Below are 15,838 nucleotides of genomic sequence, written 5' to 3' on the forward strand. Positions count from 1 at the left end.
CGCGCACCCTCCGCTCGCACCGGCTGGGATCAGCTCCACGGCGCTCGCCCGGATTCTGGACGGCAGCGCACGCACCGTCGATGAGTGCGATCTGCGGCGTAGGAGGCGGCGACAGCGGCCCAGTCGCGGGCCCCTACCGTGAAGACACGCTGCCGCAGGTCGCCAACTCCGATGCCGGCTCTGGTGGCGTTCGTCCCCGCGCAGGTCCTTCGGTCAGGCGCGCACTTCGGCGAGCGGTAGCCGCGTCCATGGCCGGCCCGCTGATGTGCGGGCATGGCCGAGACCGTCGTGGCAACTCGGTCTGGCCGTCGTGATGATCTCCCGGCGGCCGGGCCGCTGCAGGCGCCCCCTCCCGGGGTGGTCGCCGCGGTGCGGCGGTCGCCATGCGTGCATTCGCCGGGTGCCACGTCGTGATCAGCGGGGGCGTTGCAGGATGGCGCCATCGGCCTCCTGGATGACGGGTGACGCGGCGTCCGGGAAGCCGGAGGTGTGCCAGGTGGCGCCGGTGGTGGTGATGGCGAACGCCTCCGCGCCGGGAAGACGTTCGACCCAGGCCCGGGCCGCGCCACCCATCGCGAAGGCGGCGGTGGCGTAGGCGTCGACCATGGTGAGGCCGGTGCCGGTGACGGTGATTGAGGCCAGTTCCAGTGCCGGTCGGCCGGTGTGCGGGTCGATGATGTGCGGCCCGCGTTCGGCCGTGCCGGAGGTGGCCACGGCCAGGTCCTGGCCGGACACCACCGTGGCCGTGATTCCCGGGCGCAGGGGGTGGGCGACGGCGATCCGCCACGGCCGGCCCCGGGCGGGGCGGCCCGCGCACTGGATGTCGCCGCCGCCGTTCAGGCAGTGGTTCACCGCTCCATGCCGGTCGAGCATGCGGGACGCCTGCTCGACGGCCCAGCCCTTGACCAGGGCGGACGGGTCGAGGAGGCCTGCAGGGCGGGTGGAGAAGTATCCGTCCGACACTTCTGCCACCGCAGCGCAAAGGTCGAGGACGTCGGTCACCTCGGGCGGGCAGTCGTCCAGGCCGATCTCGCCCCTGCCGAGACGGCTGATGGGGCTGTCTTGTCGGTAGGGGGAGAAGATGGCGTCCACTCGGTGCAGCCAGGTGACGGCCTCGGCGACGGCCCGTCGCGCGTCGCCGAGCGGGGGGCGGAGGTCGAAGGAGAAGACCGTGCCCATGGCGTGTTCGACGTGGCGCATCACAGGCCGGCCCGGTCCAGGGCGCTTTGCAGGGACCGCATGTAACCCTCGCTGGTGTAGGTGGCGCCGGAGACGGCGTCGATCTGGGCTGATTGCGCGGCCAGCGCCTGGTCGTTGAGCGTCGGCAGTGCCTGGCTGTTGATGGCGAGGTCGCGGTGGTTGCCGTCGGGAGCCCGCAGGACCCGGATGCCGGTCATCGTGCCGCCGTTCAGGACGAGCTGCACCTGTACGGGCCCCCAGCGGGTGTCGGCGATGTCGCCGGTGATCACTTTGTCCCCGCTGGTGGCGCCGGCGACGGCGCCCGGCCCGGTCCAGGCGCCGGCGGCCTGCGGAGCGGTGCTGTCCTGGCCGGTCTGCGGAGTGGTGCCGTTGCTCTGCTGCTGGTGGGTGATGCCGGTCTGCTCGTCATCGTCGCTGCCGCCTTCCTCGTCTTCGTCGTGCGGGTCCTTCCGCTGACCGCCGGAGCCGGCGCTCGGTGGGGCGGGTGCCGGGGAGGCGGCGGACGGCGGGGTGGCCACCGCGGTGAGCTCGTGGGGTTTGAACGACAGCAGCAGCACCAGCCCGACGGCGGTGACAAGGATGGCGAAGATCGCTCTGCGCATCAGGGCTTCCTCAGAACTCGAACGATTCACGATGGATGCGGCGGTTCGGCACTCCGGCCGCGCGCAGCGCGGAGGTCGCCGCGCCGGTCATCCCGGCGGGCCCGCACACGTAGACCTCGTACCGCGCCAGCTCGGGCAGCAGAGCGGTCAGGACCGCGGGCGCGAAGGGGTCGCCGACCTGCTCGCGCGGGCCGACGCAGTAGTGCACCGCCGCTCCCCGCCGGTGGGCGATCTCCTCCAGCTCCGCGCGGAACACGAGGTCCTCCTCACTCCGGGCACGGTAGAGAAGAGTGAGGTCGCCGGGCGCGGCGGGGATCGCCTCGAACAGGGCGCGCAAGGGGGTGATGCCGACCCCGCCCGCGACGAGCAGCACCTTGCGCCCGTGGCGCGGCCGGCCAGGGGCGAACGCGCCGCTCGGTCCTTCGGCGATGACCCGGGTCCCCCGCCGCAGGCTGGCCAGCCGGGCGCTATGGTCGCCCAGGCCCTTGACGGTGATCCGCAGCTCGCCCGGCCGTGGAGCCGCGGACAGCGAGTACGGGTTCGGCGACCACCACAGATCCCTGGTGAGGAACCGCCACCGGAAGAACTGGCCGGGCTCGGCCTTGAGCCTGTCCAGCTCGCGCCCGGAGACGTAGACGGAGACGACGCCCGGCGCCTCGGCCTCCACCCGATCGACTCTGAGCCGGTGCCGGACCGCCTGGCGGATCGGGGTGAGGAACCGGTACCAGGCGAGCACGGCCGCGACGGCGAGGTAGAGGGCGTACCAGGCGGCGCGGGCGACGGGAGAGCCGACGAACTCGCCGCCGGTCGACAGCTGGTGCCCGAACGCCAGCCACGCCGCCAGGTAGGTGTAGAAGTGCAGGTGGAACCAGGTCTCGTAGCGCAGGCGTGGCCGGATCGCGCGCGCCGAGACGGTGCCCACCCCCACCAGGAGCAGCACCGCCGCCGTGGCCGCGAGAACGTCGGGATAGGACAGGATCAGCGTCGCCGTCTCACCGGCCACGCCGGTGCCGTCCGCCAGCGCGTACCTCCAGATGATCAGCAGTGTGTGGGCCACCGCCAGCCCGACCACGTACCGGCCGCCCATCGCGTGCCAGCGGGCGAGCCGGTCGGAGCCCACACCGCGTTCCAGGGCGGGGATGCGGGCCATCAGCGCGAGCAGGACCGCTATGCCGTACGCGGCGAGCAGGCCGGTGATGCGCCCGGCTCCGGTCAGCCAGTCGGCGAGTCCGGAGACCTGCGGTGTGCCGGACCACCACAGGCCCAGCACGGCCAGAGTCCCGGCGGCGATGACCGTCAGGACGGCACCGGGACGCGCGCGGGCGGCCCTGATGGGCCGTGTCCTGGTCCCGGCGCGGGTGGCCGAAGCGGTGCTCACGATCGTGCCCCCTTTACGCTTCGCGATCGCGAGCCACACTGCCAGCCGAACTTCTCGATTCCCTCTGAAGAAGGCAGGTCCCGGTCACTCAGAGGGTTTTCATAGGTGAGGCGGATGGTGCGCGGAGCGGACAGGAGGGATCCTGGTAACGCCATGCAAGCTAGCGCCCATGACCTGCCCGAGCTGCGCCGCGTGGACGGCGCGCCCGTCCGCGTGCTCGTCGTCGAGGACGAGCCCGACCTCGCCGAGGTGCTCGGCACCGTGCTGCGGCAGGAGGGCTGGCAGGTCCGTACAGCAGGAGGCGGCGCCGCCGCTGTGAGCCTGGCGCGCGCGTTCGAGCCGGACGCGGTCCTGCTGGACGTCATGCTGCCCGACCTGGACGGCCTGGAGGTGCTGCGCCGGCTGCGTGCCGACGCGCCGCAGGTGTGCGTGCTGTTCCTGACCGCCAAGGACGCCGTGGAGGACCGGATCAACGGCATCACCGCCGGCGGCGACGACTACGTGACCAAGCCGTTCAGCCTGGCGGAGGTCGTCGCCCGGCTGCGCGGTCTGCTGCGCCGCGCCGGGATGGCGCGTGCCGCCGAGGGTGACCGGCTGGTCGTCGGCGACCTGTGCATGGACGAGGACGCCCGTGAGGTGACGCGCGGCGGAGAGCTGGTGGAGCTCACGCCGACCGAGTTCGAGCTGTTGCGCCTGCTCATGCGCAACCCGCGCAGGGTGCTCAGCAAGGCCCAGATCCTGGACGAGGTCTGGTCCTACGACTTCGGCGGTCAGGCGCACGTGGTGGAGCTCTACATCAGCTACCTGCGTAAGAAGATCGACGCCGGGCGCTCGCCGCTGATCCACACGGTGCGCGGCGTCGGATATGTGCTCAAGCCGTCATGAGGCCCCGCACCCTGCGCGGCCGGCTGATGGCCGGGGTGCTGGTCCTGCTCGCGCTGGCCTGTGCCACGGTCGGCGTGGCCACTTCTCTGGAGCTGGAGCGGTTTCTGGTGAGCCGGCTGGACCAGCAGCTGGCGGTGGCGGCGGGCCGGTTCGCCGTCACGCTGGAGCACCGCGGCGAGGAGGCCGGGCAGGAGCGCGAGCACGCCGACAGCCGCGGCCAGTCGGTCGGCACCCTGGGCGTCCGTCTGGTGAACGGTCAGGTGACCGACGCCGCCGTGGTCCGTTCGCGCAGCGCGGACGACGTCAGGGTCAGCCTGTCGGCCGGGGATGTCGCCGCTCTGGCCGCCGTCCCGGCCGACGGGCGGGGCCATTCGGTCGAGCTGTCGGAGCTGGACGACTACCGCGTCATGGCGACGCCGGGCGCCGACGGCGACGTGCTGATGGGCGGGCTCCCGATGGAGGGGGTCGAAGCCACGGTGCGCCGGCTGCAGGTGGCCGAGCTGGTGGTGTTCGCCGTGGTCATGGCCGTGGCGGGGACGGCGGGGGCGTTGTGGGTGCGGCTGTCTCTGCGGCCCTTGCAGCGGCTGGCCGCCACGGCCGAGCGGGTCAGCACGCTCCCGCTGTCCAGCGGCGAGGTGGCGCTGCCCGACCGCGTACCGGTCGAGGACCCGCGCACGGAGATCGGCGGGCTCAACGCCGCCTTCAACCGCATGCTCGGGCACGTCGGCGACGCGCTGGCCCGGCGGCACGCCAGCGAGCAGCGGATGCGTACCTTCGCCGCCGACGCCGGCCATGAGCTGCGTACGCCCCTGGCCACCGTGCGGGCCCACACGGAGCTGGCCCGCCGCCATTCCGGCGAGCTTCCGGCGGAGGTGGGGCACTCGCTGGAGCGGATCGAGGCCGAGTCGGCACGGATGAGCACGCTGGTCGACGACCTGCTCCTGCTGGCCAGGATCGACGCGGGCCGGCCGCTGGCGCGCGAGGAGGTGGACCTGACCCGCGCGGCCATCGACGCCACCGGCGACGCCCGCGTCGCCGCGCCCGGCCACCGCTGGCGGCTGGAGCTGCCGGAGGAGCCGGTGACGGTGGCCGGCGACGCGGCGCGCCTCTACCAGGTGGTGGTGAACCTGCTCGGCAACGCCGCCGTGCACACCCCTTCTGGCACCACGGTGACGGTGTCGGTACGCGCCCTGCCGCAGGAGGTGGAGCTGACCGTGACCGACGACGGGCCGGGCATCCCCGAGGAGCTGCAGGGGGAGCTGTTCGAACGGTTCGTCCGGGCCGACAAGGCGCGCTCGCGGGCGCAGGGCGGCAGCGGGCTCGGGCTGGCCATCGTCAAAGCCGTGATCGGAGCCCACGGAGGGGCCGTGTCCGTCCAGAGCCGGCCGGGTCGCACCGCCTTCCGCGTGACTCTGCCCGCCCCCGCGAGGCGCTCCGGGGCCGCGCCACAGTAGAGCGGTCACGAGCGAGCACGGCGTCGGCGGACCCAGCGGCGTAGCTCGTCGGTGCCCCAGACGATGACGGGGAAGGTGGCGATGACGGCCAGGACGTCGATCGGCAGCGCGGCGGTGCCGAACAGGTGCTGGAGCGGCGGCAGGTAGATGAGGGCGGCGGCGAAGGCCAGTTCGAAGGCGATGCCGGCGAGCAGCAGAGGGTTGGAGGTGAGCCCGACCTGCCGCAGTGGGGCGTGGTCGGTGCGGGCGGCCATGGCGGTGCCGATCTGGCAGGTGACCAGCCCGGCGAAGGTGGCCGTGGTGGCCATCAGGTACGCCTGGTGCAGCGGGCTACCGGGGCCGGTGGGGTCGCCCGGCTGCCAGCCTGCGCGCCGGAGCACGTAGAAGAAGACGCCCATGACCAGGGCGGCGGAGACCAGCCCGAGGTAGCCCCAGGCGCGCACCAGCATGTCGCGGGAGATGACGCCCTGGGAGGCGGGCCTGGGCGGGCGGGACATCAGGCCGGGCTCGGCGGGCTCGCGGCCCAGGGCCAGCGCGGGCAGGGTCTCGGTGCCGAGGTCGATGGCCAGGATCTGCAGGACGGTCAGCGGCAGCGGGATGGCGCCGCCGCTGAGCGCGAAGATCAGGAACGGCACGATCTCGGGGACGGCGTGGGCGAAGATGTAGAGGATGAACTTGCGGACGTTGTCGTAGACGCGGCGGCCGGATTCGATGGCGGCGACGATGGTGGCGAAGTTGTCGTCGGTGAGCACCAGCGTGGCGGCTTCGCGGGCCACGTCGGTGCCGGAGGCGCCCATCGCCACGCCGATGTGGGCCGCGTGCAGGGCGGGGGCGTCGTTGGCGCCGTCGCCGGTCATGGCGACGATCCGGCCGTGGGCGCGCAGCGCGTCGGCGACCTTCAGCTTGGTCTCGGGCGAGGAGCGGGCGAAGACGACCTCGGCGTCTCCGGTCAGCAGCTCGTCCAGGTCGTGGTCGTGGAGTTGTTCGGCCTCGGCGACCACGGTCAGGCGGGGCACGCCGATGCCGACCTCGGCGGCCACCGCCGCGGCGGTCGCCCCGTTGTCGCCGGTGACGACGTGCACGCGCAGGCCGGCCTCGTGGCAGCGGGCCACGGCCTCGGCCGCTTCAGGTCGCGGCGGGTCGTACAGGCCGACCAGGCCGAGGACGCGCAGCTCGGTCTCGGCCTCCTCACGGTGTGCGGGGACGGGCGCCGCGGCGGGCAGGTCGCGGGCCGCGATGGCCAGGACGCGTAAGCCGCGACGGGCCAGATCGTCGACGGCGGCGAGCACGTCGGCTCTGGCCTGCTGTTCGATGACGGCGTGGGCCAGCACCGCTTCCGGCGCGCCTTTGACGTTGACCGTCAGTTTGTCGCCGTGACGGCTGACGGTGGACATCAGGCGCAGGCGGGCGTCGAAGCGGAACACCGCGCGCCGGCGTTCGTCCCTGCCGGCCAGGTCCGGCGATCCGGCGCCTTCGACCAGCGCGATCTCTGTGGGGTCGCCCCGCAGTGCGCCGTCGTCAGTGCGGGAGACCGTGGTGCAGTCGCTCATCACCTGTGCCAGTTCGGCGGGCGGCGGTGCATCCCGCGTGACGATGCCGGAGGCCGGCGTCCAGTACGCCCGCAGGCGCATCCGGTTCTCGGTCAGCGTGCCGGTCTTGTCGGTACAGATGACGTTGGTGGAGCCGAGGGTCTCCACGGCGCTGAGCCGTTTGACCACCGCTCCCCTGCGGGCCAGCACGCGCACGCCGACCGCCAGCGCGAGCGTGATGGTCGGCAGCAGCCCCTCGGGGACGTTGGCCACCAGCAACCCGATCGCGAACATCAGGGCATCGGTCACCGGCAGCCCCACCAGGGTTCCTATGAGGAGGAAGGCTGCCCCCATTCCCACGGCAACCGCGGCGATCAGCCACGCCACGCGCTTGACCTGCACCTCCAGCGGGCTGTCGCGGTGCCGGCCGCGCTGGCTGAGCGACGCGATCCGGCCGAGTTCGGTGTGCCCGCCGGTGGCGAAGACGATGGCCTGTGCCTGGCCGCTGACACAGGTGGTGCCGCTGAAGATCAGGTTCGGCTCGCGGAGCAGGGCGACCCCGTCCTCGGAGGGCCCGGCCACCCGTTCCACCGGAGCCGACTCCCCGGTCAGCATCGACATGTCGATCTCCAGGGCGCCGCCGGTCAGGCGGGCGTCGGCCGGCACCTTGTCGCCTTCTTCCAGTGCCACCAGGTCGCCCGGCACCAGCTCAACGGCCTCCACGGCCTGCGTACGGCCGTCGCGGACGACCAGGGCGCGCTCGGGCAGGTAGGCGGCCAGTGCCTCGACCGCGCGCTCGGCCTGGCGCTCCTGTAACAGTGCGAACGCGGCGTTCACCACGATCACGGCCAGGATCGCCCAGCCGAGCACCGGCATGGCCGCCACGAACGCCAGCGCGGCCGCCGCCCACAGCAGCAGCGCGAGCGGATGGGCCAGTTGCCTGCCGAGTTGCGGGAGGAGCGAGGAACGCCGGCCGCGGCGCACGGTGTTGGGACCGTAGACGACCAGCCGCCGGGCGGCCTCGCGGGCCGACAGTCCGCGCGGGCCGGTTCTCAGCTCTTGACGCAGCAGGGGCAGCGGCTCGCGGGGATCCGTGATCAGGTGAGCGTGGTCGGCCGGGTGCTCGACGCCCGCGCCCGGCCCTGCTCTGCGATCGCCGGCACTGGCACTACGCGATCCTTGACGGGTCAGCCGGTCACCCTCCGCGGCCTTCATGACGATCGCCTCGCTCTCCGGTCGGCCCTCCGTCTTCTTCACACTCGGCCTTCTTCACACTCGGCGCCGTGGAGGGAGTACAGGAGGGCCGGAGGTCTCGACGACACAGGACTTTGGGCCCGGCATCGCCGGGCGGACGAGATCAAGATCGGGGCGAACCGGCGCCGGCCCCGCTCATCGCGTCGGTCGCGGCGCCGTACGCCCGCCCTCATGTCGGAGGGCTTTCGTCCTTGCTGCCCGATCACCGAAATCGCCGGAGGTTCAGGCCACCGTGACGTCGGGATCGAGATAGACGTCCTGCACCGCGTGCAGCAGCGCGACCCCGTCGGCCATCGGCCGCTGGAAGGACTTGCGGCCCACGATCAGGCCCATGCCGCCGGCCCGCTTGTTGATGACGGCGGTCCGGACGGCCTGCGCCAGGTCGCCCTGTCCGGCCGATGCTCCGCCAGAGTTGATCAGTCCGACGCGGCCCATGTAGCAGTTGGCCACCTGCCAGCGGGTCAGCTCGATCGGGTGCTCGGTCGCCAGCGTGCTGTAGACCCTGTCGTGGGTCTTGCCGAACCGCAGCGCGCGGAAGCCACCGTTGGACTCGGGCTGCTTCTGCTTGACGATGTCGGCTTCCACCGTGGCCGCCAGGTGATTGGCCTGACCCGTCAGATCCGCGCTGAGCTGGTGGTCCACCCCGTCCTTGACGAACGCCTCGTTGCGCAGGTACGCCCACAGGACAGTGAAGAGGCCCAGCTCATGTGCCTGCTGGAAGGCCCCGCGCACCTCCTGGAGCTGGCGCATGCTCTCCTGCGCGCCGAAATAGACGGTGGCCCCCACCGCGACGGCGCCCAGGTCGAACGCCTGCCGGACGGAGGCGAACATGATCTGGTCGTAGCGGTTGGGGTAGGTGAGCAGTTCGTTGTGGTTGAGCTTGACGATGAACGGGATCCGGTGCGCGTACCGGCGCGACACCGATCCGAGCACGCCAAGGGTGGACGCGATGGCGTTGCAACCACCCGCCATCGCCAGCTCGCACAGCGCGGCCGGGTCCAGGTAGGCCGGGTTCGGTGCGAATGACGCGGCAGCCGAGTGCTCGACGCCCTGATCGACCGGCAGGATGGACAGGTAGCCCGTCCCGGCCAGCCGGCCGGTGTCGAAGACGTGCTGCAGGTTGCGCAGCACCCCCGGCGGGCGGTCGGTGCCCGCCACGACGCGATCGACGAAGTCCGGCCCGGCAGGTGCAGCGCCTCGCGGGCCACGCCCACGGCCTGATGTTCGAGCAGGTATCCGGTCTCGTCACCGAGAAGTCGCTTCAGATCCATCTCCGGCTCCCTTCGTGTCTCCGCCTTCGACGGTGGTGCGGTGGTGCCGCGATCACCAGGGCCGAACGTCCCCAGCTCTCCCGCCGTCACGCTCTTCCCCGGGATCTCGGCCGCGCGCGTCATGGACGAGCACGGCGTCCCCGTCAGCGGCTGGATGGAACGCCGCAGCGAAGCCGCGATCGCGCTACGGCTGATCGCCCGGGTCGAGGGCGTGGTGAAACGTCGTCCGTCGGCCCATCGCCCGGTGTCGGCCAGAGGCGAACGTCCCCTTGAGGCGCGGCGGAAGGTAGACAGGGCCGATCATGGTGGCGCCGTTTTCGCATGAAGTGCCCGTGCGGACGCTGGAAATCGCCGGTGCAGCCGATCTCTTGCCGGTCTTCGCGACACCTTCGCCGAAGCGCGGCAGGCCATTCGTGCCGCATCGGCTCAGAAGCGCCGCCGGTAGGCGGTGGCGGTGCGGATGCGGGTCATGGCCATCTCGGTCGCGGCCTGGCGGGCAGCGCGTCGGAGGCGGCCAGCCGGTCGATCAGCTCGGCGGTGTTGGCCCCGATCTTCTCCTCGATCGCGGCGAAGGCCTGGGCGCGTGTCCCTCCCTGATACTCCACGGCGGCGCAGATGACACCCCCGGCGTTGGCGACGATGTCCGGGACGGTCAGCACATGCCGCTCATGGAAGATCCGCTCGGCGGCGGCGGTGGCGGGGATGTTCGCCCCCTGCAGAATCGTCTTGGCACGCACCCGTCCGGCGTTCTCGCCGGTGAACACGTCAGGGCCGGCCGCGGGCACCAGCAGCTCGCACTCCAGCCAGAGGATCTCGTCCCGCTCCACGGCGGCGCCGCCGGGGAAGCCGGCGACCGGCCGGCCCGCCTTCTTGGCGGCCAGCAGGTCCTCGACATCGAGCCCTTCCTCGCGGTAGACCGCTCCTTGGACGTCGGACACGGCGATGATCCGGGCGCCCCGCCCGGCCAGCGCCCTGGCCGCGTGCGAGCCGACGGCGCCGAAGCCCTGCACGACCGCCCGGGCGCCGTCCAGGTCGATCACCTTGTCCGCTGCCAGCGCGTCGGCGCAGCAGGCCAGGCCGTACCCGGTCGCGCCGAGCTCGTCCAGCGGGATGCCGCCGAGCACCGACGGCAGTCCCACGGCCCGGCCGATCTCGTCGTGCACGACCGCCATGCAGCCTTCGTCGGTGCCCATGTCCGGGCCTGGGATGTAGTCGGTGAGCTGCTCGATCGCGCGGGCGAAGGCGCGCATCTCCTGGTCGCGGGAGACGCCGTCCATGGTCGCCGCCCGGCGGACGCCGGACTTGCCGCCCCCGTGCGGCAGGCCCGCCGCGGCGTTCTTCAGCGTCATGGCTCTTGCCAGCCTGGCCACCTCGGCCACCGAGGCGGTGGGTGTCATGCGCACCCCGCCGATCGCCGGGCCCAGTGCCACGTTGTCGACCACCACGGCCGCGGTCATGTGCGGCATGGGGCGCAGGAACACCACCTTGACCGGGCCCAGTTCGTCCGCTTTCCAGGTGGCTGTGATCTCTCGTACCACGGTCCTCACCTTCACTCACCGCTCGCCGGCGCCTGTCCGTGTCACCAGCAGGGGCTTTCGCCGCGTTGTGCGCGCTGGGGCCGCCGAGAGAGCCTGTCCGCTCACGGACGGTCCAGGGCTGGGGCCCGTTCGGCTCTGGCCTTGATGTTCTTGAGCATCTTGCGCTCCAGCAGGAACTGACCAGGGACGCCGAACAGCGACCAGGCGAGGGCGAGCACGTTGTGCGACTTCCGCTGCCGCCACCGGCTGATCAGGCGGGCGCCGTTGTCGCCGACCGGCTTCAGCAGGTAGCACCCTGTCAGCCCCATCTGCGTGTCGCCGACGACGAGCGACGTCTCCGGCTCGAGGTGGCACACCGATGGCTCCCGTCCGGGAAGGATCGGAACGATGTCGCCCACCCGCAGATGCTGCAGCTCGGGAATGATCCGGTCCGCGCTCGGCCTGCCGTCGTTGTCCAGCCAGTCATAGCTGTACCAGCCGGCGCGGCCCCAGCCGATCTGGACCAGCCACGGCCATACCCGGCCGGGCGGAGCGTCGATGGAGACGGCCCGCGTGGTGACGTCGGCGTCGGGAACCAGCTCATCGCCGGGCATGGCCGCTATCGCCTCCTCGTCCGTGGCGCCCCATCGGCACGCCCATGGCTGGAAGATGAGCCCGTACAGCAGCAGGACCGCCGCCGCGATGCCCAGCCCCGTCCCCAGCCCGGTCCAGGTGCCGAGCCAGATCATGAGCGTCGCCAGGATGCCGAGGCATCCGATCACGACGGCGACGACGATACCCGCAATGATCCTTTCGGTACGCATGTCTCCTCCGCATCCGTCGACTGCGCTGCGGCCATGTCTCCACACTGGGCCGCCGGTTCGCGCGGGAGGAGAGCCGTACGACCCTGATCCGGCAGGACCTTTTCCTCCTCCGGCGGCGCCCCGCACGCCGCTCAGAACCGGCCGGAGTCCCGCTCCGCGGTGCTCCGGGACCTCAAGCCGACTCGGCGAAGCTCGAGATCGACCCGATCGGGCTCCTCCGCATCGAGCACCTGGTAGAGATCACGGGCGAGTTGGTACTCGCCGGCCGCGGTGACGGCGTCCCCGAGCTCGGCCAGCGCGTCACCGTACACGCAGCGCAGGCGGGCCTCGTTGACCCGGCCCCGCCAGGCGCGATCCGGGACGTACTGGAGGATGGCCAGCGCGTCGCGTGCGTGGTCCCGGGCCTGCTCGGCCCTGCCCCTGCACAACTCCGCCTCCGCCAGTACGCGCATGGTTCTCGCTCTGCTCTCCCGCCTGGCGTACTTGTCCTCTTGCGCCATCAGGTCGTGCTGGGCAAGGGCCTCCTGCGCTCGGTGCAGAGCCGCGTCCAGCGAGCTGGACTCGTCCGGGCCGTGCTCGCGCGCCTTGCCGAGATGGGCCTCGGCCAAGTCGCGTAACGCGTCGGCGTGCCGCGTACGCTCCGCTTCCTGGTATTCGTGCTCCAGTTCCCGGTAGATCGACAGTGCCTGTGACAGCGTTTCGATGCTCTTGTCCCACTCCCGGTTGTCGGTGTAGCGGCGGCCGAGTACGACGAGTGCCTGGGCGAAGTCGCCGTCCCAGGTCCTGCCGTTCTGGGTCTCTCGCAACTGCCCGTAGAGCCGGCATGCGTGTGCGGCCGACGCGATCGCCTCCGCGATCTGCCCGCCCTGGGGCTGGCGGCGTGCCAGCGAGCGGCGGGCGAAGGCCTCGGCCTCGGCGATCTCGGCCGCAGGTACCGGCGGGCCGGTTGACTCGGTGGGCAGGTCGGCCGTCACGAGGTCGAGGGCGTCGGTGGCGTTCTGCAGGGCCTCTCGCCAGCGTCCGAGATGTGCCAGCGACTGGGACAGGTTGCACAGGGCGAAGCTGAGGTGGACATGGTGCCGCCGATCAGGATGGCTTCGCAGCAGTTCCTCATAGATCTGTACGGCTTCGCGGGCGGCGTCGAGCGACTCGCTGAAGTGTCCGATGTCGTAGGCGCGTACGGACAGGCTGCTCAACGCGTGGGCTTTGTCGAGCAGATGCTCGTAGGATCCGTCCGTTCGGACCAGCGCGCTGTGGTGTTTCACCGCCTGCCAGGCGTGGTGGTGCGCGCTGCGCCGGAAGCCCGCGTCGGCCAGCACGCGCGCCAGGCGCCGGTGCGCCGTGCCCAGCTTCGACCGGGCCTGCGCGGTATGCGGCTCTTGAGAGTAATAGTCCACCGCACGGGTGTGCAGGACCCTGGCCATTGACAACAGTGCGTCCGGGCAGGCTTCCTCGAGCTCGTCGGCGGCCTGGGCGGCGATACGGCCGTCCGGAAGCCACGCGAAGGCTCCCTCCAGTGCGGTCGCCAGGGAGCGGCCGGTGGAGTTGTCCCTGTCCTCCAGCACCTTCCCGACCAGTGCGACCAGCTTGGGCGCGTGCAGCCGCAGTGCCTCATGCAGCGCATCGTGGAGCACCTCGTCGCATGACCGGGCGACCCCGTTCCCGAACACCACGGCGTTGAGCAACTGCAAGGTGCTCAACGCCTGGCGGGCCGCGTCCTCAGGTGAGCCGTGCGCATCGCGGGGCAGATCCAGCAGTTCCGCGACGGTTTCGGGGAAGTCCCGGATCACCTGCTCGGCGAGGTGCTCCGCCAGCCGGATGGGGCGCAGCGGACGCAGCGCGCCCTGCCCATGGATCCGCTCCTGGAACAAGCGCACGTAACGGCGGCGAGTCAGCTCGGTGGCATCGGCCAGGTCGGGCACCATGCGCAGGCAACGGGCGGCCTCGCTCTCCATATGGCCGTCGGTGTCGCCTCCGGCGAAGGCCAGGCTGGCCACTGCCACCACTCGGTCGAGCAGGACCGGGTCCGCCGTCAGGCCCGCCAGTTCCGCGTGCTTGATCCAGTCTTCCCGTTCCAGATCGAGCGCTTGTTCGTACAGCGCCTGTCTCCGGGTTCCCGCCCCGCCCGGGCCGGAAGCGCCGGACCATGCCGGCTCCAGCGTCTGACGGATGTCGATCAGGGCCAGGATGAGGATGAACAGGCAACTGCTGAAGTCGGGATCGGCGAGGTCCGCGGGCGCCTCCGGAGAGGTGACGCGCCCGAAGTCGGCGGCTTCGGGCGCAGCGCCGGCCTCACGCTGCTTGTGGAGGAACGCGGCATGCGCGTGCGCGTAGACGGCTTCACGGGTGGCGGTATCCATGGGTGCCACGTCGAGCGGTCGCTCCTCGATGAGTTCGTCGTAGCGGCGGTGAAAGGTGGTCCACCACTGATCCGCGTGACGGGCGATCGCCAGCAGCCGGAGCCGCCCGTGCCCGCTGCGGCGGCGCAGGAGGACGTCGAGCTGTCCGACCTGGACGTCGGCGTCGTCGACCACGATCAGGCGGTCCTCGTCCACCTCGATCAGGCTCGACAGGTCCTCGGCCAGGGGGCAGAGCATGCCGCAGAGCCAGCCTCGAGCCGCCACCCGCTTGCACAGCTCCCGGGCCAGCCGGGTCTTGCCGACCGCTCCGTCGCCGGTCATGAGCATGACCGACACTTTGGAACGCCCCGGAGCCAGACACCATTCCATCAGCCGGTGCAGCTCGGCCTCACGACCGGCGAACTCCACCACCTGGTGCCGGGCGAGCAGCAGATCGGCCGCCGACCAGCTCTCGGGCAGCGGCGTGTAGGCGGGCTCCAGCACCTGCCATCCCGCCCACATCGGCTCGAACACCACCGGCGCCACCCCATACTCGGCCATGCGCTGCAGGAAGGTCTTCTGATCCCGCAGCAGCTCCACCGGAAGTGCCCTGAGACGCCCGGACACGATCGGGTGCCATTCGGTGAGCACACCGAGCAGGTGGCCCTCGCCGAGAAGCGCGGCGCCCGATGCGCCTCGCCACAGGGCGCCCGCCTCGACACCGACCGCAGGAGTGCCGCTCTCCACTTGGAAGGCCAGCCGCCAGCCGGGCTGCTCTGGACCGGCCACCGCTCCAGAACAGGGGATCACCTTGCCGACAGCGTGTTCGAGGTTGCCGCGCTGCTCGTCGGCCAGCTCAGGAAAGCCGAACGCCTCCGCGCGGAGCGAGTCCGTTCCGGCCAGGCGGCCCCAGCGGACGGGCTCCAGCGCCCTCAGGCCGAAGGGATCGTCCCGGTCCGTGCTCAGCAGGGCGAACCCGTCGGTCTCGTGCGCCCCGGCTCCTGTGCTGAGCGCGATCACCCGGAACTCCACACTCCTGCTCGCTCGCAGGCCGCCCTCCCGTCCGGGCCTCAGGGCACGCACCTGGACGACCTCGCCGGCCCCGCCCACACAGTGCGCTGCGGTGAGCACCAGCCTGGGTGCGATGAGGTATCCCGAAGACTGTTTGCCGCCCGTACGAAGGAACGCGATTCTCCTGATCTCAGGGGAGGTCATGGAGGTCTCCCTCCGAAAGTGGGCGCGCGATCGTGTAGTCGGAGCCGACGCTCAGCCGGAGCAGGACGCGCTGGGTGGAGGCTCGGGCGCGACCGGTCTCCAGGCCGGCGTCCACCACCCAGAACTTGACGGTGCCCGATCCTCTGATGTCCAAGGTCGTTTCGACCGTCGCTTCGACTTCGATCTCCCGCACTTGGAACCGGGGCCCGTGGCTGTCGGCACCGGCTCGCTGCGTGGCATCCAAGGAGTCGCGCAGCGCACCTATCATCGTCGCCAGTTCGATGCCCGGCGGTTCTTGTCCAGGCATGGCCTGTCCCCTCTCCGGAAGTGCAGCCTTTGTCACGTTCCAATGTCGGCTCCGGCAGGACGG

The 15,838-nt window shown here is 71.6% G+C and carries 11 protein-coding genes; 2 read left to right on the forward strand and 9 right to left on the reverse strand.

The window, feature by feature from the left end:
* Window positions 1-414: 414 nt before the first annotated feature.
* Genes KIS93_RS56810 through KIS93_RS56820 form a run of 3 tightly spaced genes read right to left on the reverse strand, consistent with a single transcriptional unit; the run spans window position 415 to window position 3,180 of the window.
* Window positions 415-1,200, reverse strand: coding sequence for an FAD:protein FMN transferase (locus KIS93_RS56810; protein ID WP_222108069.1), 786 nt, complete (start codon window positions 1,198-1,200; stop codon window positions 415-417).
* Window positions 1,200-1,802, reverse strand: coding sequence for an FMN-binding protein (locus tag KIS93_RS56815; RefSeq protein ID WP_155127611.1), 603 nt, complete (start codon window positions 1,800-1,802; stop codon window positions 1,200-1,202). Before KIS93_RS56815 ends, KIS93_RS56810 begins: the two co-directional genes overlap by 1 nt.
* Window positions 1,803-1,812: 10 nt before the next feature.
* Window positions 1,813-3,180 (reverse strand): ferredoxin reductase family protein, encoded by a 1,368-nt coding sequence (locus tag KIS93_RS56820; RefSeq protein ID WP_155127614.1) that lies wholly within the window; start codon window positions 3,178-3,180, stop codon window positions 1,813-1,815.
* Window positions 3,181-3,333: 153 nt separating this feature from the next.
* On the opposite strand from KIS93_RS56820, the gene KIS93_RS56825 reads away from it, so the two are divergent.
* Entirely contained in the window at window positions 3,334-4,065 is a 732-nt protein-coding gene (locus KIS93_RS56825; protein ID WP_080039394.1) for a response regulator transcription factor, read from the forward strand.
* On the forward strand, window positions 4,062-5,519 hold the full coding sequence (locus KIS93_RS56830; protein ID WP_080039395.1) for a sensor histidine kinase: 1,458 nt from the start codon (window positions 4,062-4,064) through the stop codon (window positions 5,517-5,519). Before KIS93_RS56825 ends, KIS93_RS56830 begins: the two co-directional genes overlap by 4 nt.
* A gap of 5 nt (window positions 5,520-5,524) precedes the next feature.
* Here KIS93_RS56830 and KIS93_RS56835 read toward each other — a convergent pair whose 3' ends face one another.
* From KIS93_RS56835 to KIS93_RS64075, 6 genes are all read right to left on the reverse strand, one after another.
* Complete coding sequence (locus KIS93_RS56835) at window positions 5,525-8,305, reverse strand: cation-translocating P-type ATPase (protein ID WP_222108070.1); 2,781 nt, start codon at window positions 8,303-8,305, stop codon at window positions 5,525-5,527.
* A 219-nt stretch (window positions 8,306-8,524) separates the two neighbouring features.
* Window positions 8,525-9,538 carry a class I fructose-bisphosphate aldolase gene (locus tag KIS93_RS56840; protein WP_281262019.1) on the reverse strand — a complete coding sequence of 338 codons (1,014 nt, stop codon included), beginning with the start codon at window positions 9,536-9,538 and terminating at the stop codon, window positions 8,525-8,527.
* A 502-nt stretch (window positions 9,539-10,040) separates the two neighbouring features.
* Entirely contained in the window at window positions 10,041-11,111 is a 1,071-nt protein-coding gene (locus KIS93_RS56845) for a Glu/Leu/Phe/Val family dehydrogenase (protein WP_222108072.1), read from the reverse strand.
* A 101-nt stretch (window positions 11,112-11,212) separates the two neighbouring features.
* Window positions 11,213-11,914 carry a hypothetical protein gene (locus tag KIS93_RS56850; protein ID WP_080039397.1) on the reverse strand — a complete coding sequence of 234 codons (702 nt, stop codon included), beginning with the start codon at window positions 11,912-11,914 and terminating at the stop codon, window positions 11,213-11,215.
* 131 nt (window positions 11,915-12,045) lie between these two features.
* Complete coding sequence (locus KIS93_RS56855) at window positions 12,046-15,468, reverse strand: tetratricopeptide repeat protein (protein WP_080039398.1); 3,423 nt, start codon at window positions 15,466-15,468, stop codon at window positions 12,046-12,048.
* Window positions 15,455-15,775, reverse strand: coding sequence for a trypco2 family protein (locus KIS93_RS64075; RefSeq protein WP_155127617.1), 321 nt, complete (start codon window positions 15,773-15,775; stop codon window positions 15,455-15,457). The genes KIS93_RS56855 and KIS93_RS64075 overlap by 14 nt, the downstream gene beginning before the upstream one ends.
* Between the last annotated feature and the right edge of the window lie 63 nt (window positions 15,776-15,838).

It is taken from the genome of [Actinomadura] parvosata subsp. kistnae, assembly GCF_900323885.1.
GTDB classification, from domain to species: Bacteria; Actinomycetota; Actinomycetes; order Streptosporangiales; family Streptosporangiaceae; genus Nonomuraea; species Nonomuraea composti.